The sequence below is a fragment of the Arachidicoccus sp. BS20 genome (assembly GCF_001659705.1).
GTDB lineage: Bacteria > Bacteroidota > Bacteroidia > Chitinophagales > Chitinophagaceae > Arachidicoccus.
In genome coordinates this window covers 950,144-973,274 of the sequence record NZ_CP015971.1, presented here as the reverse complement: position 1 = coordinate 973,274, position 23,131 = coordinate 950,144, and the positions used below count along the sequence as shown (strand labels likewise).

Below are 23,131 nucleotides of genomic sequence, written 5' to 3'. Positions count from 1 at the left end.
CGTTTTAAGTGTGGTAACTCAAAACTATTATTTTATTCGATGCTCTTCGCTTTTTATACCATAACCCGCAACTTGGGTTATATAGTTGAATGATTTATCAAAGCATATGAGGTCAATCTGTTTATATTCTTTTCCTTGCTTAGTAATTGGTATTTCTAAGAATCTGTAATACAAATTACGATATTTGTCATAAATAATATTTCGATAACTTGGAGTTTCTAAGTAATAATTAAATAAAAACCTTCTATTATCCATATTTTTATCTTCCTTATTTATATCTAAAGGGACAATACAGAAGTCTTTTCTACTGCTTGCATCATATGGCATCACGCTAAGAGAGGTGTTGTCTATCTCAAGGGCTTTATGACTTGCTGGCAAACTAATGACAGTAGAATTGTTGTCTGGGTTATAGGCTGAATAAGTGATTCGATAATTGCTCCCACCCCAATTATAATTCCAATATATCTTTGGATATGGGATTAAAGTTTTAATTATTCCGGATTTCAAATCAAGAATAGAATATATTGTACGGTGTAATGGTTGCTCTTTACTGTTTTCTCCAACAAAATAACCAATTCCATAAGCAAGATTGTTATTAATAACAATAGGAGAACAATTTGTTGCAAATGGGCGCGATGGCTCATATTCAAAAGAGGGTCTTTTATCAGAAAAGAAGTTATACTTTTTAATTATTTTTTTCTTCTTTATTGAATAAATAAATAAACTGGAATTGTCGTTACAATAACAATAACAACTATCCGCGTTTATAAAAGTAAAAAAATCGATTTTGGTGTTGACATAAAAATTAACAACAGAAGATAACACAGTTTTTTCTTTCAATATTTCGCTATAAAACAACATTCTATGGTTATATTGGTCATAGATTATTAAAATATCTTTGCCCGAATCATATTGAAGAGGTGTACTGTTCGCAATGACCAATGTGCTATCTATATAAAATTTAATCGTATCTATACATAATATATTGACTTTTCTTTCATTTTTATATTCTGTACAATTGGTAATATTATTGTTATTATTGCATGAGAGAAAAAGGATTAAAACAGGATTTAATAAAAAAGTTAATATTTTTATTGCTTTTTTATTCATATTTAATTTATGTAGATGTAATTTTTAATGGGATTTAGTATAAGATATATAAACCATATATTTATTATTATTCCAAAATAAAAGAGGCTGCCTTCTAAAAAATCAAGACAGCCTCCAAATCAATCCTCTTATGAAGGCTCAGTAGAAGAAGATTTTACGCAATCATTACTTTGATACCAAGCGGAATTTGCGCAAGTATATGTGGTAGTACCATCAGCTGTACTTTCCACACAGTGACCATTGTTTTCACTAGGACGATTTAAGCATCCGTTACCCCCAACAGGCGGCTCTTCAATGTTGGGAGAAATGTCATTAATGCTGCTAAAGGACATTAGTAATAAGCCGCTCATGCAGATTGGAATTAATAATCTTTTCATAATTATTTCTTTAAAAAAGTTAAATAATAGCCAAATCTATCTATTTTTTATAATAAAAACAATTTTTAATACAATTATTTTTTTAGGATAAAATAATATTTTATATGTATTTGATTATAAATTAAATATAAATTAATTTATAATATGTTATTAATATTTCGGTTATGCTTATTAAATAAAAGAGTTCAAACAGTACTTTTGCATAAAAATTTTTTATGGGTATAGCAGATATTTTATTTCAAAAAAATCAGGAAAAAGCAACAGCCAATTTAAAAGCAGGGGAGGAGTTTCTTGCAGAAAATGCAAAGAAGGAAAATGTAATTGCATTGGAAAGCGGTTTGCAATACGAAGTATTGAAAGAAGGCGACGGTGCAAAGCCAACTGTAACAAGCAATGTAACTTGTCATTATCACGGAACGCTGATAAACGGTACTATTTTCGACAGTTCGGTGCAGCGCGGACAGCCGGCAACTTTTCCGTTGAACAGAGTTATTAAAGGCTGGACGGAAGGCTTGCAACTGATGAATGTAGGCAGCAAATTCCGTTTCTACATTCCTTCGCATCTGGCTTATGGAAACCGTGCTGTAAGTGCGGAAATAGGTGCAAATTCTACATTGATATTTGATGTGGAATTGCTGGGGGTTTCATAGCCTTTGATTGCAGATGTGAATGCAAAAAGAAATAGCGGACTCATTTTTCTGAGTCCGCTATTTCTTTTTTTATAGATAAAGAAAATTATTTTTTTTCATCTACTGTACCTTCAATCGATAAATTGACGGGGCGTTGAGCCTGTGCAAATTTTACATCAACCGAGCGTACAAAATGCCCCACAGCCGCGGCATTGTAAGTAACTTTAATTTCGCCTTTTTTACCTGCAAGAATAGGTTTTTTGGGATATACCGGCGTTGTACATCCGCAAGTTGCTGTTGCCGTTTCTATAACCAACGGCGTTTTTCCTTTGTTTTCAAAAGTAAAAATGGTTGTTGCCGGAACGCCTTGCGGAATATTGCCGAACTGATGTCTTAACTCGCTAAACTTGGCTTGGGGAACCGGTGTATTTTGTTCTTTTTCCTGAGCCATTGTGGCTGTTGCGCCTGCGCAAATGAATAATACCGCGAAGATTATTTTTTTCATTTTCGTATTTTTTTATGTTAGATATATTTTACCAGTTAAAGTTTATTGTGTGTCTTTATCTTTTTTAATGCCTGTGCCTTTGAAGTGTAATGTTTTTACAATTTGCCCTACTTTATTGTCTTGAAATAAGATACTCAAGTTTTTTTGAAAATTGCCTTCTTCGTATCCGTTAAAGCCTATTGTTATATCCATTTCCGCTCCCGGCGGATATGAGCCTTTTTTGTATTCCGGCGTTGTGCAACCGCAACTTACAACTACGTTGGTCAATGCCAATGTATCATTACTGATATTCTTCATCTTTACGGTATATTTGACGGTTTTTCCGTATTCGATATTGCCGAAATCATGGTCGGCATCATCTATATGTACATATTTATAACCGTTTACCGGAGGTGTATGTTTTATGGTTTGCGCTGTGGCGCCGATATAACAAACGGTTGTGAGAAATAGAAAAAATATTTTATACATAATCGATTTGATGAATTATTTTTGCGCAATGCTGATTGCTTAGCATGACAAAAATAATGCTAACTCTTCATTAATCGAAATCGGATAATAATCTTGATATGATATTTAACTTTGCCTTATGCAGTGCTTAATTATTAAACAAAAAGAATCACTGAGTGAATATTCCTATGCCACCTATGTATATAATATTATTGCGGATGAATTTTTGGCAAGAGGAAATACTTTGATAGAAGTGATAGATGAAGAAAATTTTGTACCACTCGACGATGTATCTAAAGATGTTCTCTATGTCGTAAATGCCCCGGACAATAAAGAAATGATGATGAAGCTTTGGTATAGCATATCATTGCCCAAAATCATTAAGCAACTTCGGGCAGATAAAATAATTTACCTGAACGGATTGCTTGGTTCTCATAAGCTGATAAGACAGCCGCAAATTATGCTGCTTTTCGGTACGGATTATTTTGTAAATCCCAAAAATGCAACAAAATGGCAACAGCTTAGCCTGAAAAAGATTGCCAAAAATGTAACGTATGCGAGTTTGGTTTTTACCTATTCCGAGTCTGCGATTGACACGCTGGCAACCATTTTGAATAGCTGCTTGTCGGCGAAAATAAAAACACTTTATCCTTTGCCAAGAAAGATTTTTAGTGTGCTGAACTGGGACGAACGTGAAAAAGCAAAAGCCGCATTCAGCAATGGAGAAGAATATTTTTTGCTGAAATCTTCCGGCGACGATATTACTGAAATCGTACTTTATTTAAAGGCATTTTCTTATTTCAAAAAATGGCAAAAAAGTTCTATGAAGCTGGTATTGCTGGCGTCTGAGGAGCTGTTGAACAATGCAAAATTTAAAGAAATTTTTTCGACTTATCATTTCAGGGAAGACGTGGTTTTCTATTCTCAAATGGCACGTGAAGATTACCATCTGCTGCTTGCTGCCGCTTACGGATTTTTGATGCTTACAGGAAGAGACAGTGATTTGCCTTATTTACTGGAATCGTTTCAGTGCGGAACTCCGGCGCTTACCTATACTAGTAATTCTATTAAAGAAATTGCAGACGACGCGCCCTACTATTTTTTAGGAAAAAGTTATACGGATATCGCCCAGGGAATGATTGCCATGTATAAATCGGAAATGATGCGCGCTACGCATATTGAAAAAGGACTTGCTGTAGCGGCAACATTTGACTATGATGCCAACAAGCAAAAGCTGATGAACTGGATATTTGAGGCATAATATTACAAAGCCTTGTATTTTCTTTCATAAGCAATCAGCCATGCCGTAACTAAATTATAAGTGTTGATGCCTTGCGGTTGATGATTGGCTTTTAAATATTGGCTGTAAATTTTGGTCGTAAGCTTTTCAACAGGATTTTCGTGAGCTTTGATGTAGTTGCGTTGTTCATACAAATCCGCCTTTACGAGTGTATCCAGCATTTTATAATTATTTTTTGCCAGCGCAGAATCTCTTTGCCACAATTCCCAATTTGCATATTCATACAAATTGAGATAAGCCGAATATTTGAACAAAGGGTCGAAAGAATTTGATGCCGCAAGATAACCTACAAAATTTGCTTCGTCTTCCGTGGCATAACCAAGCTGGTGCGCCATTTCGTGGCAAGTTGTATAAGGTAGTCCAAACTTTGGTAAGGCTGTGTTTACCTGCGCTTCGCCCGTGAAGGGATTGTAATATCCGGCAGTACCCAAATAACTGTTGAGCATATTGTAAACAGATGTTTTTACACTTTTAGCTTCATAATGCAAAAACGGATATGTTTTCTCAATATTCGCATAAGCCTGCAATGCCTCATTGAACATTGTTTGGTTATTGGGATAAATTGCTTTTTTGCCAAGCAAAATTCTTCCGGCATTTGTTTTTACAACCAGATTTTTTACCAGCGAATCCAATTGTTTGGTAGAATATTTTTGGGAAATATTGAGTTGCAATTGATGTGCAATTCCTTGTCTTGAATAATTCATTCCCCAAAGAGCATAAAACAGAAAATAAACCGTCAAAACCGTGAAAAGTAGCGTGTAGATTGATTTTGCGAGATATGTTTTATCAATTTTTCTTTTGAATAATTTTATAAAGAACCGAACTATTCTGAATAAAACAAACGCGAAGAATATTGTATAAAACACATCGCCGATGCTGAACGGAATTTTTCCGAAAATGCTTCTCATCGTTTTTCCGATAAAAGGATAAATGCCCGTCGCGTACCAATTTTCGACCAAAGTTTCGCTTCGTGAAAAAAGACTAAGCAACGCGCACAATAAGAGCAAAACGATTAATGTGATATTCTTTCTTTGCTTAAAAAATTTTTTCATCATTCGTTCAAAAATAAATCATACATCACATAAATCACAAATCTAAATTCACTATTCAAATATTATCTTTGCAGCATGGAATTGAGCAAAAATTTTATCCCTTCGGAAGCAGAGCAAAAGTGGACTGCAATTTGGAAAGACAAAAAATATTTTAACAGTAAACCCGATAACCGCAAGGCATTCACGGTAGTGATTCCGCCGCCGAATGTTACGGGCGTACTGCACATGGGACATACATTAAACGAAACGGTTCAGGATATTTTGGTTCGCCGTGCACGTATGAGCGGCTACAACGCTTGCTGGGTTCCCGGCAGCGACCACGCTTCCATCGCCACCGAAGCAAAAGTGGTACAAATGCTGAAAGAAAAAGGCATCGATAAAAATACTTTGACGCGCGAAGAATTTCTGAAATACGCCTTTGAGTGGAAAGAAAAATACGGCGGCATTATTTATAACCAAATCGAAAGGCTTGGTTGCAGCGTTGATTGGAACAGAGTTACCTTCACGATGGACGACCATTATTACAATGCGGTTATCAAAGTGTTTGTGGATTTGTATAACAAAGGGTTACTGTATCGCGGTGCGCGTATGATTCATTGGGACCCTGCAGCACAAACGGCTTTAAGCGATGAAGAAGTAGAATATAAAGACATTCAGGGCAAGTTGTATTATGTAAAATATAAAATTGTTGATGACAATTCTGTACAAGAACCGGTTGCCGTTTATCTCAGCACAAAAGAATTGCTTGCAAGAGCAAAGAGTGTTATTCATAACTTACTCGAAAAAATCAAAAACGATAAATCGAATACGATTGAAAAAACAGTTATCGGAAATGTTACGGAAGAAGGAGCTGCATTTCTTACTGTTTTAACAGGCGAAGAAATTACAACCGAATATAAGCACACGATTGACAGGAGTGGAATTAACCACGTTTTAAATAATCACAGCAATTCAAATATTGAGGATAGTCGCGGACAAATTGCAATTACCGAACAAGATTTTGAATTAATAGTTGATGTGCTTAATCAACCTGATGAAATAATTGCTTCAGGACTCGACAAGCAGCAAAAAGAAACCATTACTTACACTAAAAAATTTGATGACGGTACTATTATTTATTTAGAGGAAATAAGAACGGGTAGAAAGGAACTGATGCTGCAAACAATGCGCAAAATGAAAGGGAAGACCGGTTTAGAATCTTCCCTTAAAAACAGGCGAGCTATGCCTTCCGATGAATCGGAATCCTTCTCTCACACGTCCGAAACGACTCCTGTTATTGCAAATATACCAAAAATTATTGATTTTAGCATATTAGGAAATATTTCCGGTACAACCGGTTATTTAACCGTTGCAACTTCACGTCCCGAAACCATTATGGGCGATGTGGCTTTATGTGTAAATCCGAATGACGAACGTTATATTCATCTCAAAGGAAAAAAAGTAATTGTGCCTTTAGTTAATCGCGAAATTCCGATTATTGAAGACGATTATATTGATATGAGTTTCGGTACAGGCGTACTGAAAGTAACGCCTGCGCACGACATTAACGACTATAATATCGGATTGAAACATAACCTCGAAGTCATCGACACTTTAAATGCCGACGGAACGTTGAGCGAAGCTGCGCAAATTTATGTTGGCATTGACCGTTTTGTTGCACGCAAAAAAGTAGTAGAAGAACTGGCGCAAAAAAATCTTTTAATCAAAGAAGAAGAATATCCGACCCGTCTTGGTTATTCGCAACGTTCGGGCGCTGTGGTGGAGCCGCGCATTTCCACACAATGGTTTCTGAAAATGCAGGAACTCGCCAAACCTGCGCTGGATGCGGTTTTGAGCGGAGAAATAAAAATTCATCCCGGCGATAAATTCCTGGCTACGTATAAACATTGGCTGGAAAATGTAAAAGACTGGTGCATTTCGCGGCAGCTTTGGTGGGGACAACAAATTCCTGCCTGGTACGATGAAGAGGGAAAATGTTACGTTGCAGAAACAGAAGAAGAAGCCCGTAAACTCACGGCTCACGACTCACAACTTACTCGTGATAACGACGTTCTCGACACATGGTTTTCTTCATGGCTGTGGCCTATGGAAGTGTTCAATGGAATTTCCAGTCCGGGCAATGAAGAACTGAAATATTATTATCCGACTTCCGTGCTTATTACCGGACAAGACATTATTTTCTTTTGGGTGGCGCGCATGGTAATGGCTGGTTTGGAATACGAAAAAACGATTCCTTTCAGCGATGTATATTTCACGGGAATGGTGCGCGACAAGCAAGGGAGAAAGATGTCTAAATCATTGGGCAATTCGCCGGATTTGCTCAACCTGATTGACACGTATGGCGCGGATGCCGTTCGTTTCGGCATTATGATTTCTTCTCCGGCAGGTAACGATTTACTGTTCGATGAAGCGTCTTTGGAACAAGGCAGGAATTTCAATAATAAAATCTGGAATGCACTGAAGCTGGTAAAGATGTGGGAAGAAAAACAGGTTGCAAGTTCAGGGTTGCAGGTTGCGGGTTTTGCCATTGATTGGTTTGAAAATCGCTTGAACGAAGTGAAAAACGAAGTTGCACAACTGCATACACAATTCAGGCTGAGTGAGGGTTTGAAAACAATTTATTCTTTAATTTGGGATGATTTCTGTTCCTGGTATCTCGAATGGATTAAACCGAACTTCGGCGAAAATATTGATACGGAAACTTACAATAAAACCGTTTATTTCTTTGAAGAATTATTGCAACTGTTACATCCGTATATGCCTTTTATCACGGAAGAAATGTATCATTTATTAAAAGAGCAAAAAGAAGATTTGTGTGTGAAACAATTTGCTGAGATTGGCGAAACGGATAAAAATATTTTGCAACAAGGCGAATTGTTAAAAACGATTATTTCTTCCATCCGCGATGTGCGCAACAAGAATAATGTAAAGCCGAAAGAAACAATTGAATTGAAAATTCAGACGGAAAACAAAAATTCTTATACAAATATCCTTTCCATTTTGCAAAAGCAAATAAATGCTGAAACCATTGATTTTACGGATGTTTCCATTGATAACAATGTAGTGATTACTTTGGAAAAAGATAAATTCTTTGTTCAGCTCAATCAGGAAATTGACAAAGATGCTTTGAAAAATGATTTACTGAAAGACTTGGAATACCAGCAGAAATTCCTGCAATCCGTTCAAAACAAATTGAGCAATGAACGCTTTGTCCAAAACGCAAAACCCGAAGTTGTTGCCATCGAAAGAAAGAAACAATCCGACGCCGAAGCGAGAATTAAAACCATTGAAGAAAGTTTGGCGAGCTTGTAAATTGATTTTTCTATAATCCTTATGCAGCGCAGGTTTCACAGCCTGCGCTTTTTTATTTTCGTCAAACTGATTTCTATCATCTTTTTCTGTGATGTTTATCACATTTGGCGCGATTGCGTGCACATAACTTTGTCGTGAAAATAAAAACATTGTTTTATGAGCAAGACGCCCGTCCCGTTTAATGATAAAGATTTCAAGCCAACAGGCGCAATTGTTTTTTTCATATTGCTGCTTGTGTTATGTATGCTGATTTGGTTTTCTGTTTACAACATTCAGGTTCAAAGACATTAAAATAAACGTTATGAACAAGTACGAAATACGAGTAATGCTGGCAACCGGCTGCATCATGATAATCTTTCTGTTTTCCCTGCTATATAATGCTTTCAGCCGAAAGATAGATGTGCCGAGTTGTGTTCCGTTCAGCAAAACATTTGAACATCCTCAATTAAAAAAGATTGATGATTCTACTTACGAATTATATGTAGTCGCACAAATGTGGGCTTTCGCACCGGACGAAATCGATATACCGACAGGCAGTACAGTGGATGTTTATCTCACATCAAAAGACGTTGTGCACGGATTTAATATTGACAGGAAAGCCGTTAATCTCATGGCTGTTCCGGGCGGTGTAAACACTGCAACCATCAAGTTTACGGAAGCCGGCGTTTACAACATTGTGTGTCACGAATATTGTGGTGCAGGACATCAGAATATGTTGGGAAAATTTGTGGTCAAAGATGAGTAAGTGTAATTAATAATTAAAAATTGGTAATTAATAATTAGTGGTTTTCAAAAATGAAGATGATTGAAAAAGAGGAAGACGTTTGCCGTCATGCTGAACTCGTTTGGCTTCGCCGATTTTCAATTCTGCATCTTATAAAATTCAAGCATAAGATTCCTAAACAATCCTGAACATATTTCAGGACGGAATGATATGTAAACATATTCGATATTTTCTGAAATGCCTGTTATAACTGCATTTCGGAAGATTTATACAATAACGTAACAAGAAATTTAATTACAAAATGAAAATAAGCAAATCACTTAAACGAGTAATTCTTACCGAATTTATACTGCCGCTTACGTTGCTCATTATCGGTATTTATCATGGATTGATGCAGGTAATTTATCGTGCCGGCGTTATTCATCAATCGAGTGCTTTAGGCTTGAACTATTATCAGGGATTAACGTTGCACGGCGTTATCAATGCGATTGTATTAACCACGTTTTTTGCAGTAGCATTTGGTCATGCAACCATGACGTATTATCTGAAGAAAGAACCGCCAAAACTTTCATATATCATCTCATTATGGCTAATGGTTGTCGGCACTTTAATGGATGCATATGCCATGCTTACAGGCAAGGCGCAAGCGCTCTATACATTTTACGCACCGTTAAAAGATTCGCCTGTTTTTTATGTGGGGACCGCCGTTCTTATTGTCGGGAGTTGGGTCGCATTTTTCGGCTGGCTGAAAATATGGTTTCAATGGAGAAAAGAAAACCCGGATAAAAAGATGCCTTTAGCCATTTTGGGAACCATTGTCAATTTTACTGTGTGGGTGGTATGCACACTGCCGGCAGCGTATTCGACCATTATTTTACTCACGCCATGGTCTGCGGGATGGGTTAGTAGCATCAATGTTCCATTAACAAGAATGTTGTTCTGGATGTTTGGTCATGCGTTGGTTTACTTTTGGTTGCTGCCGGCTTATGTTATGTATTACACCATTTTGCCAAAAGTTGCAGGCGGCAAACTATTCTCTTCAAATGCAGGCAGACTGGCATTTCTGCTGTTCTTAATCTTGTCCGTTCCTGTTGGTGTGCACCATCAGTTCAGCGAACCGGTATTTACACCCGGAACAAAATTTTTTATGTCAATTCTTACTTATGGCGTCGCTATTCCAAGTTTTATGACAGCATTCAACATTGCGGCATCGCTGGAATATGCCGGGCGAAAACGCGGCTCAAAAGGATGGCTCGGCTGGATGCTGCATTTGCCGTATTTCAAAAGTAAAAACTTTTTATTCGGTTATTTGATTTGCGGGTTAATCTTGTTCATCTTCGGCGGATTATCTGGAATTGTGAATGCTTCCTATTCGCTCAACGCTGTTATTCACAACACCGCCTGGGTGCCGGGACATTTTCACATGACTGTTGCCGGACCTGTGTTCTTATCAATTATCGGCATGAGCTTGTATTTGTATGCAAAACTTTCGGGTAAAAACATCAGGTTCAAATCTTTTGCAACAGTTGTTCCTTATATCTGGATGATTGGGCTGGTTTTTTTCTCACACGGATTAATGGCTGGCGGACTGATGGGCGAACCGAGAAGAACAAATTTAGGTATGAGTTATACAAACCCAAGTAGTCCGTTGTTTAATCAACATTGGGTTCCTACAACAACATCTACATTGGTCGGCGGCATTATAATGACTGTTGCCGCAGTATTGTATTTCATTTCATTTTTCGGAACAGTGTTTGGCAAGCCCGTACGCGAGCAATCGCTTGAATTGCCTGTTGCAGAGGATTTACATGAAGAAAAACCGGTGCCGATATTTATGAATATGAAACCTTGGTTAGTCATCATGTTTGTACTGATTTTGTTCGCATACATTCCTGCGCTGACGAGCGTTTTCAAATACAGCTCTTCCGTAAAAGCGAAGTATGATGTGGAAAGCCCGATGATAATTCAGGATTCTACGAATGTAGAGCAAGGGACGAGATAAATGAATAATGAATGCGCTTATTCGTCATTCCTGCGCAGGCGGAAATCTCTTGGTAAATGTTTTTTGAGATGCGGGATTGAAAATCGGCGAAGCCAAACAAGTTCGGAATGACAGCTGGTGTATTTTAATTCAACTTGGATATTCAATAAGTAAAATATTATCAAAAATGAAGAATAAGAAACAAATATCATTGCTGTTTTTTACAGTCGTTATTGTAGCGCCGTTAATGATTTTTGGCGCGGTTAACTGGTATCAGCATTCAGTTTCGGGGCTTCCTTATTACGGCGAAAAATATGCGATAGAGAAATCGAAACCTTATTTTACTGTTCCCGATTTTGAATTTACAAACCAAGATAGTACGGTCGTAAATCAGTCATTTATAAAAAATAAAGTTTGGGTCGCAAATTATTTCTTCACGAGCTGTCCGTCTATTTGTCCGCAAATGATGCATAATTTAACAAAAGTACAAGCGGCATTTGCAAGCGATAATGATGTGCGCATTGTCTCTTTTACGGTTGACCCTGAACATGATTTGCCGACAAGATTGAAATGGTATGCGCAACGCTACGGTATTAATGCGGCGCAATGGCAATTGGCAACAGGTACGAAAAAAGACTTGTATCAATTCGCGCGCAAAGGATTGTCCGTTGTTGCAACAGATGGCGATGGCGGCGAAGGAGATTTTATTCACAGCGACCATTTGGTATTGGTAGATAAAGACAATCACATCCGCGGATATTATGATGGTACAAGTGATTTGGACGTGAAAAAACTAATTGCAGATATTAAAACATTACAATAAACATTTTATGAAAGTTCGATTACTGATTGCAATATCATTCCTACTTTTTTGGAGAAATACTCTATCGGCGCAGGTTTCTGCCGATGCGGGCAAGGCTATTTTTACTACAAGATGCACTGCTTGTCATGGAATAGGTAAGCAGGTTGTAGGTCCCGATTTGAGAGACGTGGAAAATATTCGCTCCGAAGAATGGATTATAAAGTTCGTTCATTCGTCGCAAACGGTCATTAAATCCGGTGATACGGCGGCAGTAAATTTATTCAGCGAGTTTAATAAAACCGTAATGCCCGACCATCCCGATTTGAGCGATAATGATATTAAAAATGTTATTGCTTACATCAAACAAGAAAGTGAAAACGTTGCGAAGAACGCGGCAAATACCAATCTGAATTTGGATAAAGTGCCTTATCCAAATTCGGATGGCGGCTTTTTACATCGTGTAATTTTCCTTGATATTCCCGGCAATCATATGCCGCTGGAACTCACGGATTATACGGCTTGGATGACAATTGCCGTTGCTGTGATTTTTCTCGTAGTTGCGCTTGTAGTGCGTGTGAAAATGGAAGATGTGAAAGAAAAAGATAGGGAAGACGACAGTGTATAATAACCTTGTGTATTATTTTTGATGCACAAAATCAATTATGGTCATACGAGCTACAACTACCGATATTCCTGTAATTCGTGCGATTGCGCACGAGACATGGTTCCCTACTTACGGAAAAATTTTATTAGAAGCACAAATACATTATATGCTTAAATTAATTTACTCCGAAAAATCTTTGGAAGAGCAAATGAACAACGGACATCAATTTTTTCTTTTGAAAGAAGGTGTTGAAACTATTGGTTTTATTGATGTAGAAAAAATTTCAGACACCAAAACTAAACTGCACAAAATTTATTTATTGCCAAATCAACAAGGTAAAGGTTACGGAAAATTATTAATCAACACAGCAATCATACAAGCTGAAACGAACGGTTCCTCAATACTTCAGTTGAATGTAAATCGTTGCAACAAGGCAAAAAGTTTTTACGAAAAATCGGGATTCAACATCGTCGAAGAAGTTGATATTCCGATTGGTAACGATTATTTTATGAATGATTATGTAATGGAAAAGATATTGTAATTTATTATTTGATGACATAATGTATTACATCGTTTATTTTATAAGACATTACAAAGATGTAGATGATATTGGTTTTGTATTCCGGAATTAAATCAAACAATTCTTTTTCAATTGCTTAAACTTTATAACTAAGTAAACTGGTTTTGTGTGCTAAAATTATTAGTATAATTGTGCTGTAAGTTCCAAATAAAGATATGTATATCCGGGAATTATGACGATACTGTAAAAGGCTCTAAAACCGGAATTGCTATATAGCAGCTCATGTTTTATTATTTGACTTCCGAAATGAAACCGAAGAAATTTTATACTTCCGTTTGGGGATGTTTTTTCTCTTTGGGTATCATCCAAAGATTTACACGTGATATTTTTCCCGATATCCTTTCGGAGATATACCAAAGTACTTTTTAAATTCGTTGCTGAAATATTTGGCATCTTTATAACCTACGGTGTCTGCTATTTCCAATATTCCGTATCGCGTTTCGAGCAGAAGCTGCGCAGATTTTTTCATTTTTTGCGACTTTATAAAATCGTTTACTGTTAAGCCTGTAACTGCAAATAATTTTTTATATAAAATCGGCGGACTCATGCCCGCTTTTCTCGAAAGCACCCCTACACCAAAGCCGTCTTTATTCATGTTATCGTTCACAATTGTAATTAATTCTGCTAAGAATTCTTCGTCCACCTGTCCTAATTCGGGAATGGAATTTTCTTTTGCAACGGCAACTTCGGGAGATGTGATTTTTTCATAAATCACGCGGCGCATCCGCTCGCGGGAAGACAATATATTCTTTACGCTCAACAACAATACCTGTGTACTGAAAGGTTTGGTAAGATAAATATCTGCACCGTTTTCAAGTCCGTTAATGTGGTCTGTTTGCGTATTCTTTGCCGTTAATAATATAATGGGAATATGGCTTGTTTTTTCATCTTCTTTTAAGGTAGTACATACGCTGAAACCATCCATTTTCGGCATCATTACGTCGCTTATCACGATATCCGGAATTTCTCTCATGGCTATATCAACACCGTCTTCGCCATTGCTGGCTTCCAGCAAACGGTATGTTCCCGCGAAAGTTTCTTTTAATAGTTCTCTCAATTCGTCATTATCTTCTATGATTAATACACAAGGCAATTGCAAGGCAGATTGCTTACCGGACAATGGCGTTGATATCTTCTTTTCATTTGTGGCAACAATAGCAGAAGAGGTAAGATTTTTTTCATTCTTAATAATAATATATGGCAGTTCTGAAAGATGATTTAGCCCTTTTTGCAAACTTATATGAAAACGAGTTTCTCCTGCAGCATCTTTGGAAGCCGGGATACTTTGAACATGGATTTCGCCTTTATGCAGTTCTATAATACTTTTACACATGGCAAGCCCGACACCGTAACCGGTATTTTGCATTTCCATATCTGCAACCTGATAAAAATTATTGAAAATCTTTTCGATAAATTCTTCTTTAATACCCATTCCATTGTCGCATACCTGTATTGTAACTTCTTTCGCATCTTCTTCAATATTAATACATATTCTGCCGCCCGATTGCGTGTATTTAAACGCATTGCTGATAAGATTGACAAAGACTTTGGTTATCTGGTTTTTATCGAAGTACAAGGGAATGTCGGGATTGTTATACACAATCTGCATAGATATCATTCGTTCCTGCGCCGTTTCTTCAAAAGATGCAACGATATCTTCCAACAATTCAACGATATTATATTGAGTTACGTAAAGATTAATGCTGCCGGATTCTACTTTTCGAAAGTCCATTAATTCATTGACGAGCGTAAGCAGCCGGGATGAATTCTTTTTTACTTTTTCAATTTGCTGGGCATCCTGTTTATCAAGATTGTTTCTGACTATAACCTGCTCAAGCGGCGTAATAATCAAAGTAAGATGCGTTCTTATCTCATGCGAAATATTGGTAAAGAAATTGAGCTTGTTTTGATGCAGCGTTTCTTCTTTTTTCAATATTTCTCGAAGGAAGAAATAACGGATAATCATAAATCCGACTGCCGATAATACAAGAAGATAAACAAGATACGCCCACCATGTGCGCCAAAACGGCGATGCAATATCAATTGTAAGCAGAATAGGTTTTCCCCAAATGCCGTCATTGTTTGCGCCTTTTACTTCAAAGGTATATTTGCCCGGCGGAACGTTGGTGAACGTTGCAGATGTTGCGCTGGTTTGTATCCAGTTTTGATTAAAGCCGTCCAATTTATAAGCATAATGATTTTTGCCCGGTCGAATAAAATTGAGCAGCGCATAGCTTATGGTAAAAACGTTTTGGTCGTGGTTCAGATGAAGCGTTTGCGTATTCAGAATATTGTTTTGCAGAATATCGTCTTTGTTATTTCCAACATTGATAATGCTGTCGAGCAATTTGAATTCTGTAAAAACAATGGGAGAAACGGTTTTGTTGATTTCTATTTTATCGGGCTGAAATACAGTGATACCGCGTATTCCGCCGAAGAGCATTTCATTATTGTTAGAACGTACAAAGGAGTTGTAGTTAAAATTCTCATTAATCAATCCGTCTTTCTTTGTAAATATTCTTTGAGAGTGGTTGGTTAAGTTGTATTCAATAATTCCTCTGTCGGTACTCAGCCAAAGAGAATTGTTTTTATCATCGGGAAGTATGCCGATAATATTTCTTCCGCCAAAATTATTCAGCGCAGCAACAGATTGAAACAACCCTGTTTTATAACTGTACATACCCAAACCGAAATTGTTCAGTGCAAGCCATATATTTCCATCGCCGGCTTCTGCAATACTGTTAGCTGCGTAACTTGTGATTTTGGTATATTTATGAGAGCCGCCGTAATGAAGATATGTGCCGTAAGCAGTTCCTATCCATATATTGCCATAAGAATCTTTGGAAAGTGTGCGAATGTAGGTGTGCCTTAACGCTGTATCAATATAATAATTGGAAGGGGACAATTGTTTATTTGTTCTGTCAAATATGTAAAGCCCCGAATGTGTGCCCACCCATAAATGTTGCTTTCCGTCGTCAAGCACAGATGCAATTTCCATAAAGGAAGACGCTGCATCATTCGGGTTGAAAAGAAAATGTTCAAAACTGTTTTCTTCGGGTTTGTATAAGTTTAAGCCGCCGCCGTGCGTGCCTATCCATATATTGCCGTCGTTGTCGCAATAAACGGTTTTAATATTGTTGCTTCCGAGCGAACCTGCATTGGAACGCTGATTGGTAAAGGTTTCTGACTTTCCCGTTTGCAGGTTTACTTTGTGCAAACCGCCGCCCTCAGTTCCTATCCAAAGGTTTTGGTTTCGGTCTTCCGTCATTCCGCTTACCACATCGTTGAACAAGTCGCCGGATGTGTGAAAATAAGCAGTAAAATCAAAAAACGGCGTGTTGTAATTGTTGATGATGTTTACGCCGCCAAAATAAGTTCCTATCCACAGTGAACCGTTGTTGTCGGAAAAAATGCTGTATATGGAATTTTGGCTTAACGTATTTTGAGCAAGAATGTTGTGCGTGTATCTGGTTACTTTTTTATTTTCCTGCACATAATTCAACAATCCGTCTTGCGTGCCAATCCAAAGGTCGCCGTTGTTTTCGATAAATATTTTCCTGATGTGTTCATTTTGTGCAATTCCTTGTAACGGCTGAAATGTATCGTTTTCCGATTGATACATACAAACGCCGTTGTCCTGCGTGCCAATCCAAATATTTCCTGCATGGTCTTCAGCAAGAGAATTGATAAAATTTCCCGGCAGGGAAGAAGCTGCATCTTTTTCGTGGCGGAATGTTTTAAAGTTCATTCCTTTATCGGTAAAAGAAATTTTCGTCAAACCGGTGGTTGTGCCAATCCAAATGTTTGCATCTTCGTCCTGAATAATGGTGCGGATATTTGTTCCTGCGAGTTGGTTTGTATAAGGAAATGCGACACATTTGTCGGGATTGTTTTTATTGATTTGAAACAATCCGTCGAATGTGCCAATCCACAAATTGCCGCTTTTATCTTCATACAAAGTCGAAACAATAGTTGATTGCGGATGTTTTGGCAATGCAGGAATTGGAATTCGTACAAAATTGTCTTTCTGTTCATTGTATAATTCTAAGCCAACAGAATTGCCAATCCATAAACGACCTTTTGTGTCGCACAGCAAAGCGATTATATAATTATTGCTAAGTCCGAATGTATCTTTTGCATCGTAGACATATTGTTTAAAATGTTGTCCGTCAAATCTGTTCAATCCGTAGCCCGTTCCCAACCAAATAAATCCTTTTTTATCCTGAGCAATGGATAATACAGCATTATGAGACAACCCGTTTTCTGTGGTCAGGGATGTAAAATTGACTATTTGTGCTTGTGTAGTAAAAGCACAAAATATACTACATAGCAGGATGTGCCAACCAACAAGTATATGTTTAATTTTCTGTTTGATAATATTTAGAGTAATAGTTTCTGTTGAAATAAAGCTATCAATATTTTTAAAATTTTATAAAAATATTCCAAAATTTAGTTTCAGCAAAGGCAGAACCGCTTAAAGATAGTTAATACAATTGGCTAATAATTAGTCGATTAGTAAATGTTTAAGATTTTCTTCCATAATTTTTAAGAAATTCTCCTGCTTCTGTATGGGAAGTCTGCAAATTTGAATTGTAAATAGAGGCGACTACCTATCGTCTTGCTTGTTAAACCACTTTATTGATTATTATGAACAGAAATCAGAACTCACTAAAAATTAGCTGTTGTCTTTGGAGTATAATATTCTTCCTCGTATTTCCTGGAATATTATCTGCACAAACAAGACCTGTTTCCGGAAAAGTAACGGACGAAACAGGAAAGGTATTACAAGGGGTAACTATCTTAATTAAAGGCACCAAGTTGTGGACTTTGTCAGATGCCTTGGGAAAATTTTCCATTCCAAATGCTCCTTCAGCCGGAACACTTCATTTTTCTATTGTCGGTTATGAAGAAAAAGACATTACGGTAAAAGCCGGAACTCAAACATATAACGTTGTTCTTAAGTCAATATCCGGAAATCTTAATGATGTGATGGTGGTCGGTTATGGAACAGTAAAAAAGAAAGACCTGACGGGAGCAGTTGGGAGTGTGGACATGAATGATTTTCATCAGGCGCCCGTAACTTCATTTGATCAAGGGCTTGCCGGGCGTTTGGCCGGTGTTCAGGTATCAAATAGCGACGGACAACCGGGTTCCAATGCTAATATTGTGATTCGTGGTGTATCGTCCATCACGAATTCTACTTCGCCACTCATTGTTGTGGATGGATTTCCGCTTGCCGACGGAAACTTAAATTCTATCAATCCAGATGATATTGAATCCATTAATGTATTAAAAGATGCTTCTGCTTCTGCCTTATATGGCTCAAGGGCATCTGCAGGCGTAATCATTATTACAACCAAGCGTGGCAAAACAGGCGCACCTGAGATTACTTATGACGGCTACGTAGGCATGCAGGAAAATCCTAAGGAAATACCTGTAATGGATGCATACAATTATCTTAAAATGGCATCCGAATTAGATTCTGTGAATGTTGCTGAAACTTATTTTACAGATGGAAAAACGTTGGATTCATATAAGAACAGCCCAAGCCTGAACTTTCAGAAACTGGTATTCAGAAATGCTTTGTATCAAAATCATAATCTTACACTGCGAGGCGGCTCGGGTGGAACTAAATATTCACTATCTGCTAATGCGCTGAATCAAAACGGTGTGGTTATCAATTCAGGGTTTAAGCGTTATCAAAGCCGTTTTACCCTTGACCAAAACGTAGGTAAAAATCTTAAAGTAGGCATCAACACAAACTATGCTTATAGCGAAGCACACGGAGCACCACTATCTGCCCCCGGAGCCAATTCATATACTTCCAATGTTTTGTATGGCGTGTGGGGTTACAGACCCATTGCCGGTCCGGGTATTGACCTTTTGTCCCAGGCAAACGACCCGAGTTTGCAATTTGGAAATGTTTACAGCGACTATATTACCAATCCACTAATAGATTTAGAAAATAGTCTGAACTTAACTAAAAATACCGCTATTACAGCTAATGCCTATGCCGAGTATTCATTTATTCCTGCACTAAAGCTGAGAGTAACAGGCGGATACACTCACACGCTTGTTGAAGTAGATGCGTTATATAATGCAAATACAAGTCGCGGAGGTTTGTATAGCAATTCCGGTCCGAACGGTTCTATTTATTATCGTTCATACACCAGTTTATTGAATGAAAATACGCTTACTTATAATAAAACGTTTAACCGGAAGCATCATCTGAATGTTTTGGCCGGCTTTACCAATCAATCTACCAAAACAGGTAACCATGGTTTTTCTGCTACACAAATACCAAACGCCGATATTCTTGCACAAGGTTTGGATGCCTTGGCAAATGGACCTGCCGGTAATGTAATTGCGACTTCTACTTCCTCAAGATGGGCATTGGTTTCCTATCTCGCGCGGGTCAATTATGATTATAATTCGACCTATTTGCTTACTGCTTCTTATAGAAGAGATGGGGTATCCAGATTTGCACCGGGTCAAAAATGGGGCAATTTCCCTTCGGTCGCTCTTGCATGGCGAATGATTAATGAAAATTTTATGAAGCGGATTAAATTTTTGTCCGATGCAAAACTAAGGCTAAGTTGGGGCGAAACAGGAAATAGTAACGTAAGCGATTTCGCTTATTTATCGCAAATTACTTTTCCTGTTGCTAATGGTTATTCTTACAACAACGGCACTCCTTCAAACGGTGCAATCATTAGCGCATTGGGCAACAGCGCTTTGAAATGGGAAACTACTTATCAGACAGATATTGGTTACGACATAGGATTTTTAAATCAAAGAATATCACTGACATTTGATTACTACAAAAAAATCATAGATAATCTTTTGCTGAATGCAAGCCTTCCTTATACGACAGGCGTATCAAACGCTTTTGAAAATATAGGAAAGATGCAAAACTCCGGCGAAGAGTTTACGCTGAATACGGTTAATATACAAACGAAGAAATTTTCATGGACATCCAATTTCAATATCAGCTTTAACCGGAACAAAGTATTGGCATTAGCGAATGGTCAGAAATATATGACTACGACTATCGGTTGGAATACCAATTATAACAACAGTGCACCGTACATATCCGTAGTAGGACAGCCGATTGGCCAGATGTACGGATATATATTCGATGGCATCTATCAATATTCCGATTTTAATAAATTGCCTAATGGCGCCTATGCACTCAAACCCGATATTCCAACCAATGGCAATGCAAGAGCGAATATTAAACCCGGCGACGAAAAAATAAAAGACATTAATGGCGATGGCGTTGTAAATGCTTATGACCAGACTATTATCGGAAACGGTCTTCCAAAGTATGTAGGAGGCTTCGGCAACAATTTTACGTATGCAGGGTTTAATTTAGGAGTATTCCTGCAATGGTCGGTCGGCAACGATATATTGGATGCTAATGACCTTGTATTTGCAGGCGGAAGCAACAATCCATACACCAATCAATACGCTGTGTATGAAAACAGGTGGTCGCCAACCAATCCAAGCAATGTTTATGCAAGGGCGGGCGGAACCAGAGTTGGATATTATACATCTAATGTAATTAAAGACGGTTCTTTTTTAAGAGTGAAAACAGTGTCATTGGGTTATTCATTTTCCAAAGCTGTTTTAAAGCATCTGCATTTGAAACAATTGAAGATATATGTTTCTGCCCAAAATCTTTTTACCATAACCAAATATCCCGGCGAAGACCCGGAAGTTTCCACACATAATTCGGCATTAACTCCGGGTTTTGATTATTCCGCTTATCCTAATGCCCGAACAATTGTGTTTGGTTTAAGTACGACATTTTAAACATACAATAATTCTAAAGATATGAGATACAAATATTTTTTCGCTGTATTGTTGATTATCGGTATAGCTTCCTGTAAAAAAGAATTAAATACTACGCCCACGGCTTTTATTACGCCTGTAAATTATTATGAAACTGCGGACGAGTTGCAAACTGCGCTCAATGGCGTATATGATGAATTAGGCAGCGCCGGGTTGTACGCAGTTTATTACGGATGGACGTTGAATATAAGTACTGACGAAAGCTGTACAAGAGCAACAGGCGTTCCGTCCGAAGCTTACTATACATACAATGCGAGCGATGCAGCCGTTACTACTTTCTGGCAAAGCTGCTATTTCGGAATTGCGCGCGCCAATCTGTTATTAGCCAATATCAACAAGCCGGATATGGATTCAACGGCAAGAAACGTGATTGAAGGTCAGGCTTTATTCCTGAGAGGATATTATTATTTTCTGCTGACAAGCAATTTCGGCGATGTGCCTTTAATACTTGAGCCAACGTCTTCCTTGACAAATGTAAACATTGCTCGTACACCCATTAAACAAGTTTATGCGCAGATATTGACCGATATGACTACGGCGGAAGGATTATTGCAAACCCAACAGGCAGATTCAATTGGTTATGGCGGTAAAATTTCTCAAACTGCTGTTGACGGCATATTAGCCCGTGTGTGCCTTACTATGGCTGGTTATCCTTTGAATGATGTTTCCAAATACAAAGACGCTTTAACCTGGGCTACCAAAGTTGTGAACTCCGGGCAGCATGCACTTAATCCTGATTACGCACAAATTTTCCAAAACCTTGAAGAAGATAAATATGATGTAAAAGAGTGTATTTGGGAAGTAGAGTTTTATGGCAATAATATCGGAAGCGCCGAAGGCGGCAATGTTTTAGGTAATTACGCCGGCATTCAGTGTGCCGACCCGAATATCGGAAACTCTGCCGGATGGACTACGGTTAGTAAAAAATTATTTGATTCTTATGGAATTGATTCAGCGAGCAAGACTACGCCGCAGGCATCATTTGATTTGCGCAGGGATTGGAATTGCGCCAATTATAATTACGGCAGTTCCGTACCCGCTACAAAAACTACGGTTACAAACCCTTGGTTAATGAATGCCGGTAAGTTTAGAAGAGAATACGAAGTGGTAACACCCAAAGCCAAAAACACTACGCCATGCAATTATCCGCTGCTGCGTTATTCCGATGTATTGCTGATGCAGGCGGAAGCAGAGAATCAGGTAAACGGCCCCGACGCGCTTGCTTATGGTGACATTAACCAAGTGAGAAGACGAGGCTGGGGAATTTTAAATGGAAACAAAGTAAAATCAATTGCTGTAACCAACGGCGGCTCCGGTTATACATCTGCCCCAACCGTAACTATTACAGGCGGCGGTGGTTCAGGAGCCACTGCAACTGCTACGGTTGCAAATGGCATTGTTACTTCCATAATAATTACTAATTCGGGAAATATATCAACCGGTCCATATTATACCTCCGCACCCACAGTTACACTCAGCGGGGGCGGTGGCACAGGCGCAACAGCTATTGCAACAATAACCTCAGGTACCGATGCAGATTTAACACCCGGACTTTCCAAAACGGAATTTCAACAAGCTATCCGCGATGAACGGGCAAGAGAACTGTGTTTTGAAAATTTAAGACGTTCCGATTTAATCCGGTGGGGCAATTTTATCAACGACATGAAAGATTTTCTGGCTTATGCTTTAGCCAACGGTGTTCCTAATTTAACCGGCGGGCAGCCCGGTGCAACAGGTCCCGCTGTAGCTGCATATAACATAAGTGCAAGAAACCTGCTGCTTCCTATACCGCAGTATGAATTGTCTTTGAACAATCTTTTAACTCAGAATACAGGATACTAATAACCTTATAAA

The 23,131-nt window shown here is 38.1% G+C and carries 16 protein-coding genes; 11 read left to right on the top strand and 5 right to left on the bottom strand.

Features of this window, described 5'->3' with window-relative positions:
- Positions 1-27: 27 nt before the first annotated feature.
- Entirely contained in the window at positions 28-1,110 is a 1,083-nt protein-coding gene (locus A9P82_RS04410; protein ID WP_066204546.1) for a DUF4221 family protein, read from the bottom strand.
- 592 nt (positions 1,111-1,702) lie between these two features.
- Here A9P82_RS04410 and A9P82_RS04405 point away from each other — a divergent pair.
- Positions 1,703-2,137: an FKBP-type peptidyl-prolyl cis-trans isomerase gene (locus A9P82_RS04405; RefSeq protein ID WP_082915228.1), complete on the top strand. Its 435-nt coding sequence runs from the start codon at positions 1,703-1,705 to the stop codon at positions 2,135-2,137.
- Positions 2,138-2,222: 85 nt separating this feature from the next.
- Here the strand turns inward: A9P82_RS04405 and A9P82_RS04400 are convergent, their stop codons facing one another.
- Entirely contained in the window at positions 2,223-2,621 is a 399-nt protein-coding gene (locus A9P82_RS04400; protein ID WP_066204543.1) for a DUF1573 domain-containing protein, read from the bottom strand.
- A 42-nt stretch (positions 2,622-2,663) separates the two neighbouring features.
- A complete protein-coding gene (locus tag A9P82_RS04395) occupies positions 2,664-3,089 on the bottom strand; it encodes a DUF1573 domain-containing protein (RefSeq protein ID WP_066204540.1) in 426 nt (141 codons plus the stop codon).
- Positions 3,090-3,207: 118 nt separating this feature from the next.
- Here A9P82_RS04395 and A9P82_RS04390 point away from each other — a divergent pair, with 118 nt between their 5' ends.
- Entirely contained in the window at positions 3,208-4,329 is a 1,122-nt protein-coding gene (locus A9P82_RS04390) for a glycosyltransferase (RefSeq protein ID WP_066204538.1), read from the top strand.
- Between the two features lie 2 nt (positions 4,330-4,331).
- Here A9P82_RS04390 and A9P82_RS04385 read toward each other — a convergent pair whose 3' ends face one another.
- Positions 4,332-5,423: a DUF3810 domain-containing protein gene (locus A9P82_RS04385; protein ID WP_082915227.1), complete on the bottom strand. Its 1,092-nt coding sequence runs from the start codon at positions 5,421-5,423 to the stop codon at positions 4,332-4,334.
- 72 nt (positions 5,424-5,495) lie between these two features.
- Here A9P82_RS04385 and A9P82_RS04380 point away from each other — a divergent pair, with 72 nt between their 5' ends.
- From A9P82_RS04380 to A9P82_RS04355, 7 genes are all read left to right on the top strand, one after another.
- A complete protein-coding gene (locus tag A9P82_RS04380) occupies positions 5,496-8,732 on the top strand; it encodes a valine--tRNA ligase (protein ID WP_066204535.1) in 3,237 nt (1,078 codons plus the stop codon).
- Positions 8,733-8,888: 156 nt separating this feature from the next.
- Positions 8,889-9,023, top strand: coding sequence for a hypothetical protein (locus A9P82_RS15760; RefSeq protein WP_255364048.1), 135 nt, complete (start codon positions 8,889-8,891; stop codon positions 9,021-9,023).
- Between the two features lie 10 nt (positions 9,024-9,033).
- Positions 9,034-9,477, top strand: a complete 444-nt coding sequence (locus A9P82_RS04375; protein ID WP_066204532.1) for a cytochrome c oxidase subunit II — start codon at positions 9,034-9,036, stop codon at positions 9,475-9,477.
- 280 nt (positions 9,478-9,757) lie between these two features.
- Positions 9,758-11,458 (top strand): cbb3-type cytochrome c oxidase subunit I, encoded by a 1,701-nt coding sequence (locus A9P82_RS04370; RefSeq protein WP_066204531.1) that lies wholly within the window; start codon positions 9,758-9,760, stop codon positions 11,456-11,458.
- Between the two features lie 166 nt (positions 11,459-11,624).
- On the top strand, positions 11,625-12,260 hold the full coding sequence (locus tag A9P82_RS04365; RefSeq protein WP_066209589.1) for an SCO family protein: 636 nt from the start codon (positions 11,625-11,627) through the stop codon (positions 12,258-12,260).
- 7 nt (positions 12,261-12,267) lie between these two features.
- Positions 12,268-12,864 carry a c-type cytochrome gene (locus A9P82_RS04360; protein ID WP_066204527.1) on the top strand — a complete coding sequence of 199 codons (597 nt, stop codon included), beginning with the start codon at positions 12,268-12,270 and terminating at the stop codon, positions 12,862-12,864.
- 37 nt (positions 12,865-12,901) lie between these two features.
- A complete protein-coding gene (locus A9P82_RS04355; RefSeq protein ID WP_066204524.1) occupies positions 12,902-13,384 on the top strand; it encodes a GNAT family N-acetyltransferase in 483 nt (160 codons plus the stop codon).
- Between the two features lie 352 nt (positions 13,385-13,736).
- Here the strand turns inward: A9P82_RS04355 and A9P82_RS04350 are convergent, their stop codons facing one another.
- Positions 13,737-17,678: a hybrid sensor histidine kinase/response regulator transcription factor gene (locus A9P82_RS04350; protein WP_066204522.1), complete on the bottom strand. Its 3,942-nt coding sequence runs from the start codon at positions 17,676-17,678 to the stop codon at positions 13,737-13,739.
- A gap of 392 nt (positions 17,679-18,070) precedes the next feature.
- On the opposite strand from A9P82_RS04350, the gene A9P82_RS04345 reads away from it, so the two are divergent.
- Both A9P82_RS04345 and A9P82_RS04340 read left to right on the top strand, forming a co-directional pair.
- Positions 18,071-21,238: a SusC/RagA family TonB-linked outer membrane protein gene (locus A9P82_RS04345; protein WP_082915225.1), complete on the top strand. Its 3,168-nt coding sequence runs from the start codon at positions 18,071-18,073 to the stop codon at positions 21,236-21,238.
- Positions 21,239-21,259: 21 nt separating this feature from the next.
- Complete coding sequence (locus A9P82_RS04340) at positions 21,260-23,119, top strand: RagB/SusD family nutrient uptake outer membrane protein (RefSeq protein WP_066204518.1); 1,860 nt, start codon at positions 21,260-21,262, stop codon at positions 23,117-23,119.
- The last annotated feature ends 12 nt before the right edge of the window (positions 23,120-23,131 follow it).

What these genes read in the sequence shown, in the direction of transcription:
- A9P82_RS04410 (WP_066204546.1), bottom strand. Translation starts at nt 1,110, where the DNA reads ATGAATAAAAAAGCAATAAAAATATTAACTTTTTTATTAAATCCTGTT.
- A9P82_RS04405 (WP_082915228.1), top strand. Translation starts at nt 1,703, where the DNA reads ATGGGTATAGCAGATATTTTATTTCAAAAAAATCAGGAAAAAGCAACA.
- A9P82_RS04400 (WP_066204543.1), bottom strand. Translation starts at nt 2,621, where the DNA reads ATGAAAAAAATAATCTTCGCGGTATTATTCATTTGCGCAGGCGCAACA.
- A9P82_RS04395 (WP_066204540.1), bottom strand. Translation starts at nt 3,089, where the DNA reads ATGTATAAAATATTTTTTCTATTTCTCACAACCGTTTGTTATATCGGC.
- A9P82_RS04390 (WP_066204538.1), top strand. Translation starts at nt 3,208, where the DNA reads ATGCAGTGCTTAATTATTAAACAAAAAGAATCACTGAGTGAATATTCC.
- A9P82_RS04385 (WP_082915227.1), bottom strand. Translation starts at nt 5,423, where the DNA reads ATGATGAAAAAATTTTTTAAGCAAAGAAAGAATATCACATTAATCGTT.
- A9P82_RS04380 (WP_066204535.1), top strand. Translation starts at nt 5,496, where the DNA reads ATGGAATTGAGCAAAAATTTTATCCCTTCGGAAGCAGAGCAAAAGTGG.
- A9P82_RS15760 (WP_255364048.1), top strand. Translation starts at nt 8,889, where the DNA reads ATGAGCAAGACGCCCGTCCCGTTTAATGATAAAGATTTCAAGCCAACA.
- A9P82_RS04375 (WP_066204532.1), top strand. Translation starts at nt 9,034, where the DNA reads ATGAACAAGTACGAAATACGAGTAATGCTGGCAACCGGCTGCATCATG.
- A9P82_RS04370 (WP_066204531.1), top strand. Translation starts at nt 9,758, where the DNA reads ATGAAAATAAGCAAATCACTTAAACGAGTAATTCTTACCGAATTTATA.
- A9P82_RS04365 (WP_066209589.1), top strand. Translation starts at nt 11,625, where the DNA reads ATGAAGAATAAGAAACAAATATCATTGCTGTTTTTTACAGTCGTTATT.
- A9P82_RS04360 (WP_066204527.1), top strand. Translation starts at nt 12,268, where the DNA reads ATGAAAGTTCGATTACTGATTGCAATATCATTCCTACTTTTTTGGAGA.
- A9P82_RS04355 (WP_066204524.1), top strand. Translation starts at nt 12,902, where the DNA reads ATGGTCATACGAGCTACAACTACCGATATTCCTGTAATTCGTGCGATT.
- A9P82_RS04345 (WP_082915225.1), top strand. Translation starts at nt 18,071, where the DNA reads ATGAACAGAAATCAGAACTCACTAAAAATTAGCTGTTGTCTTTGGAGT.
- A9P82_RS04340 (WP_066204518.1), top strand. Translation starts at nt 21,260, where the DNA reads ATGAGATACAAATATTTTTTCGCTGTATTGTTGATTATCGGTATAGCT.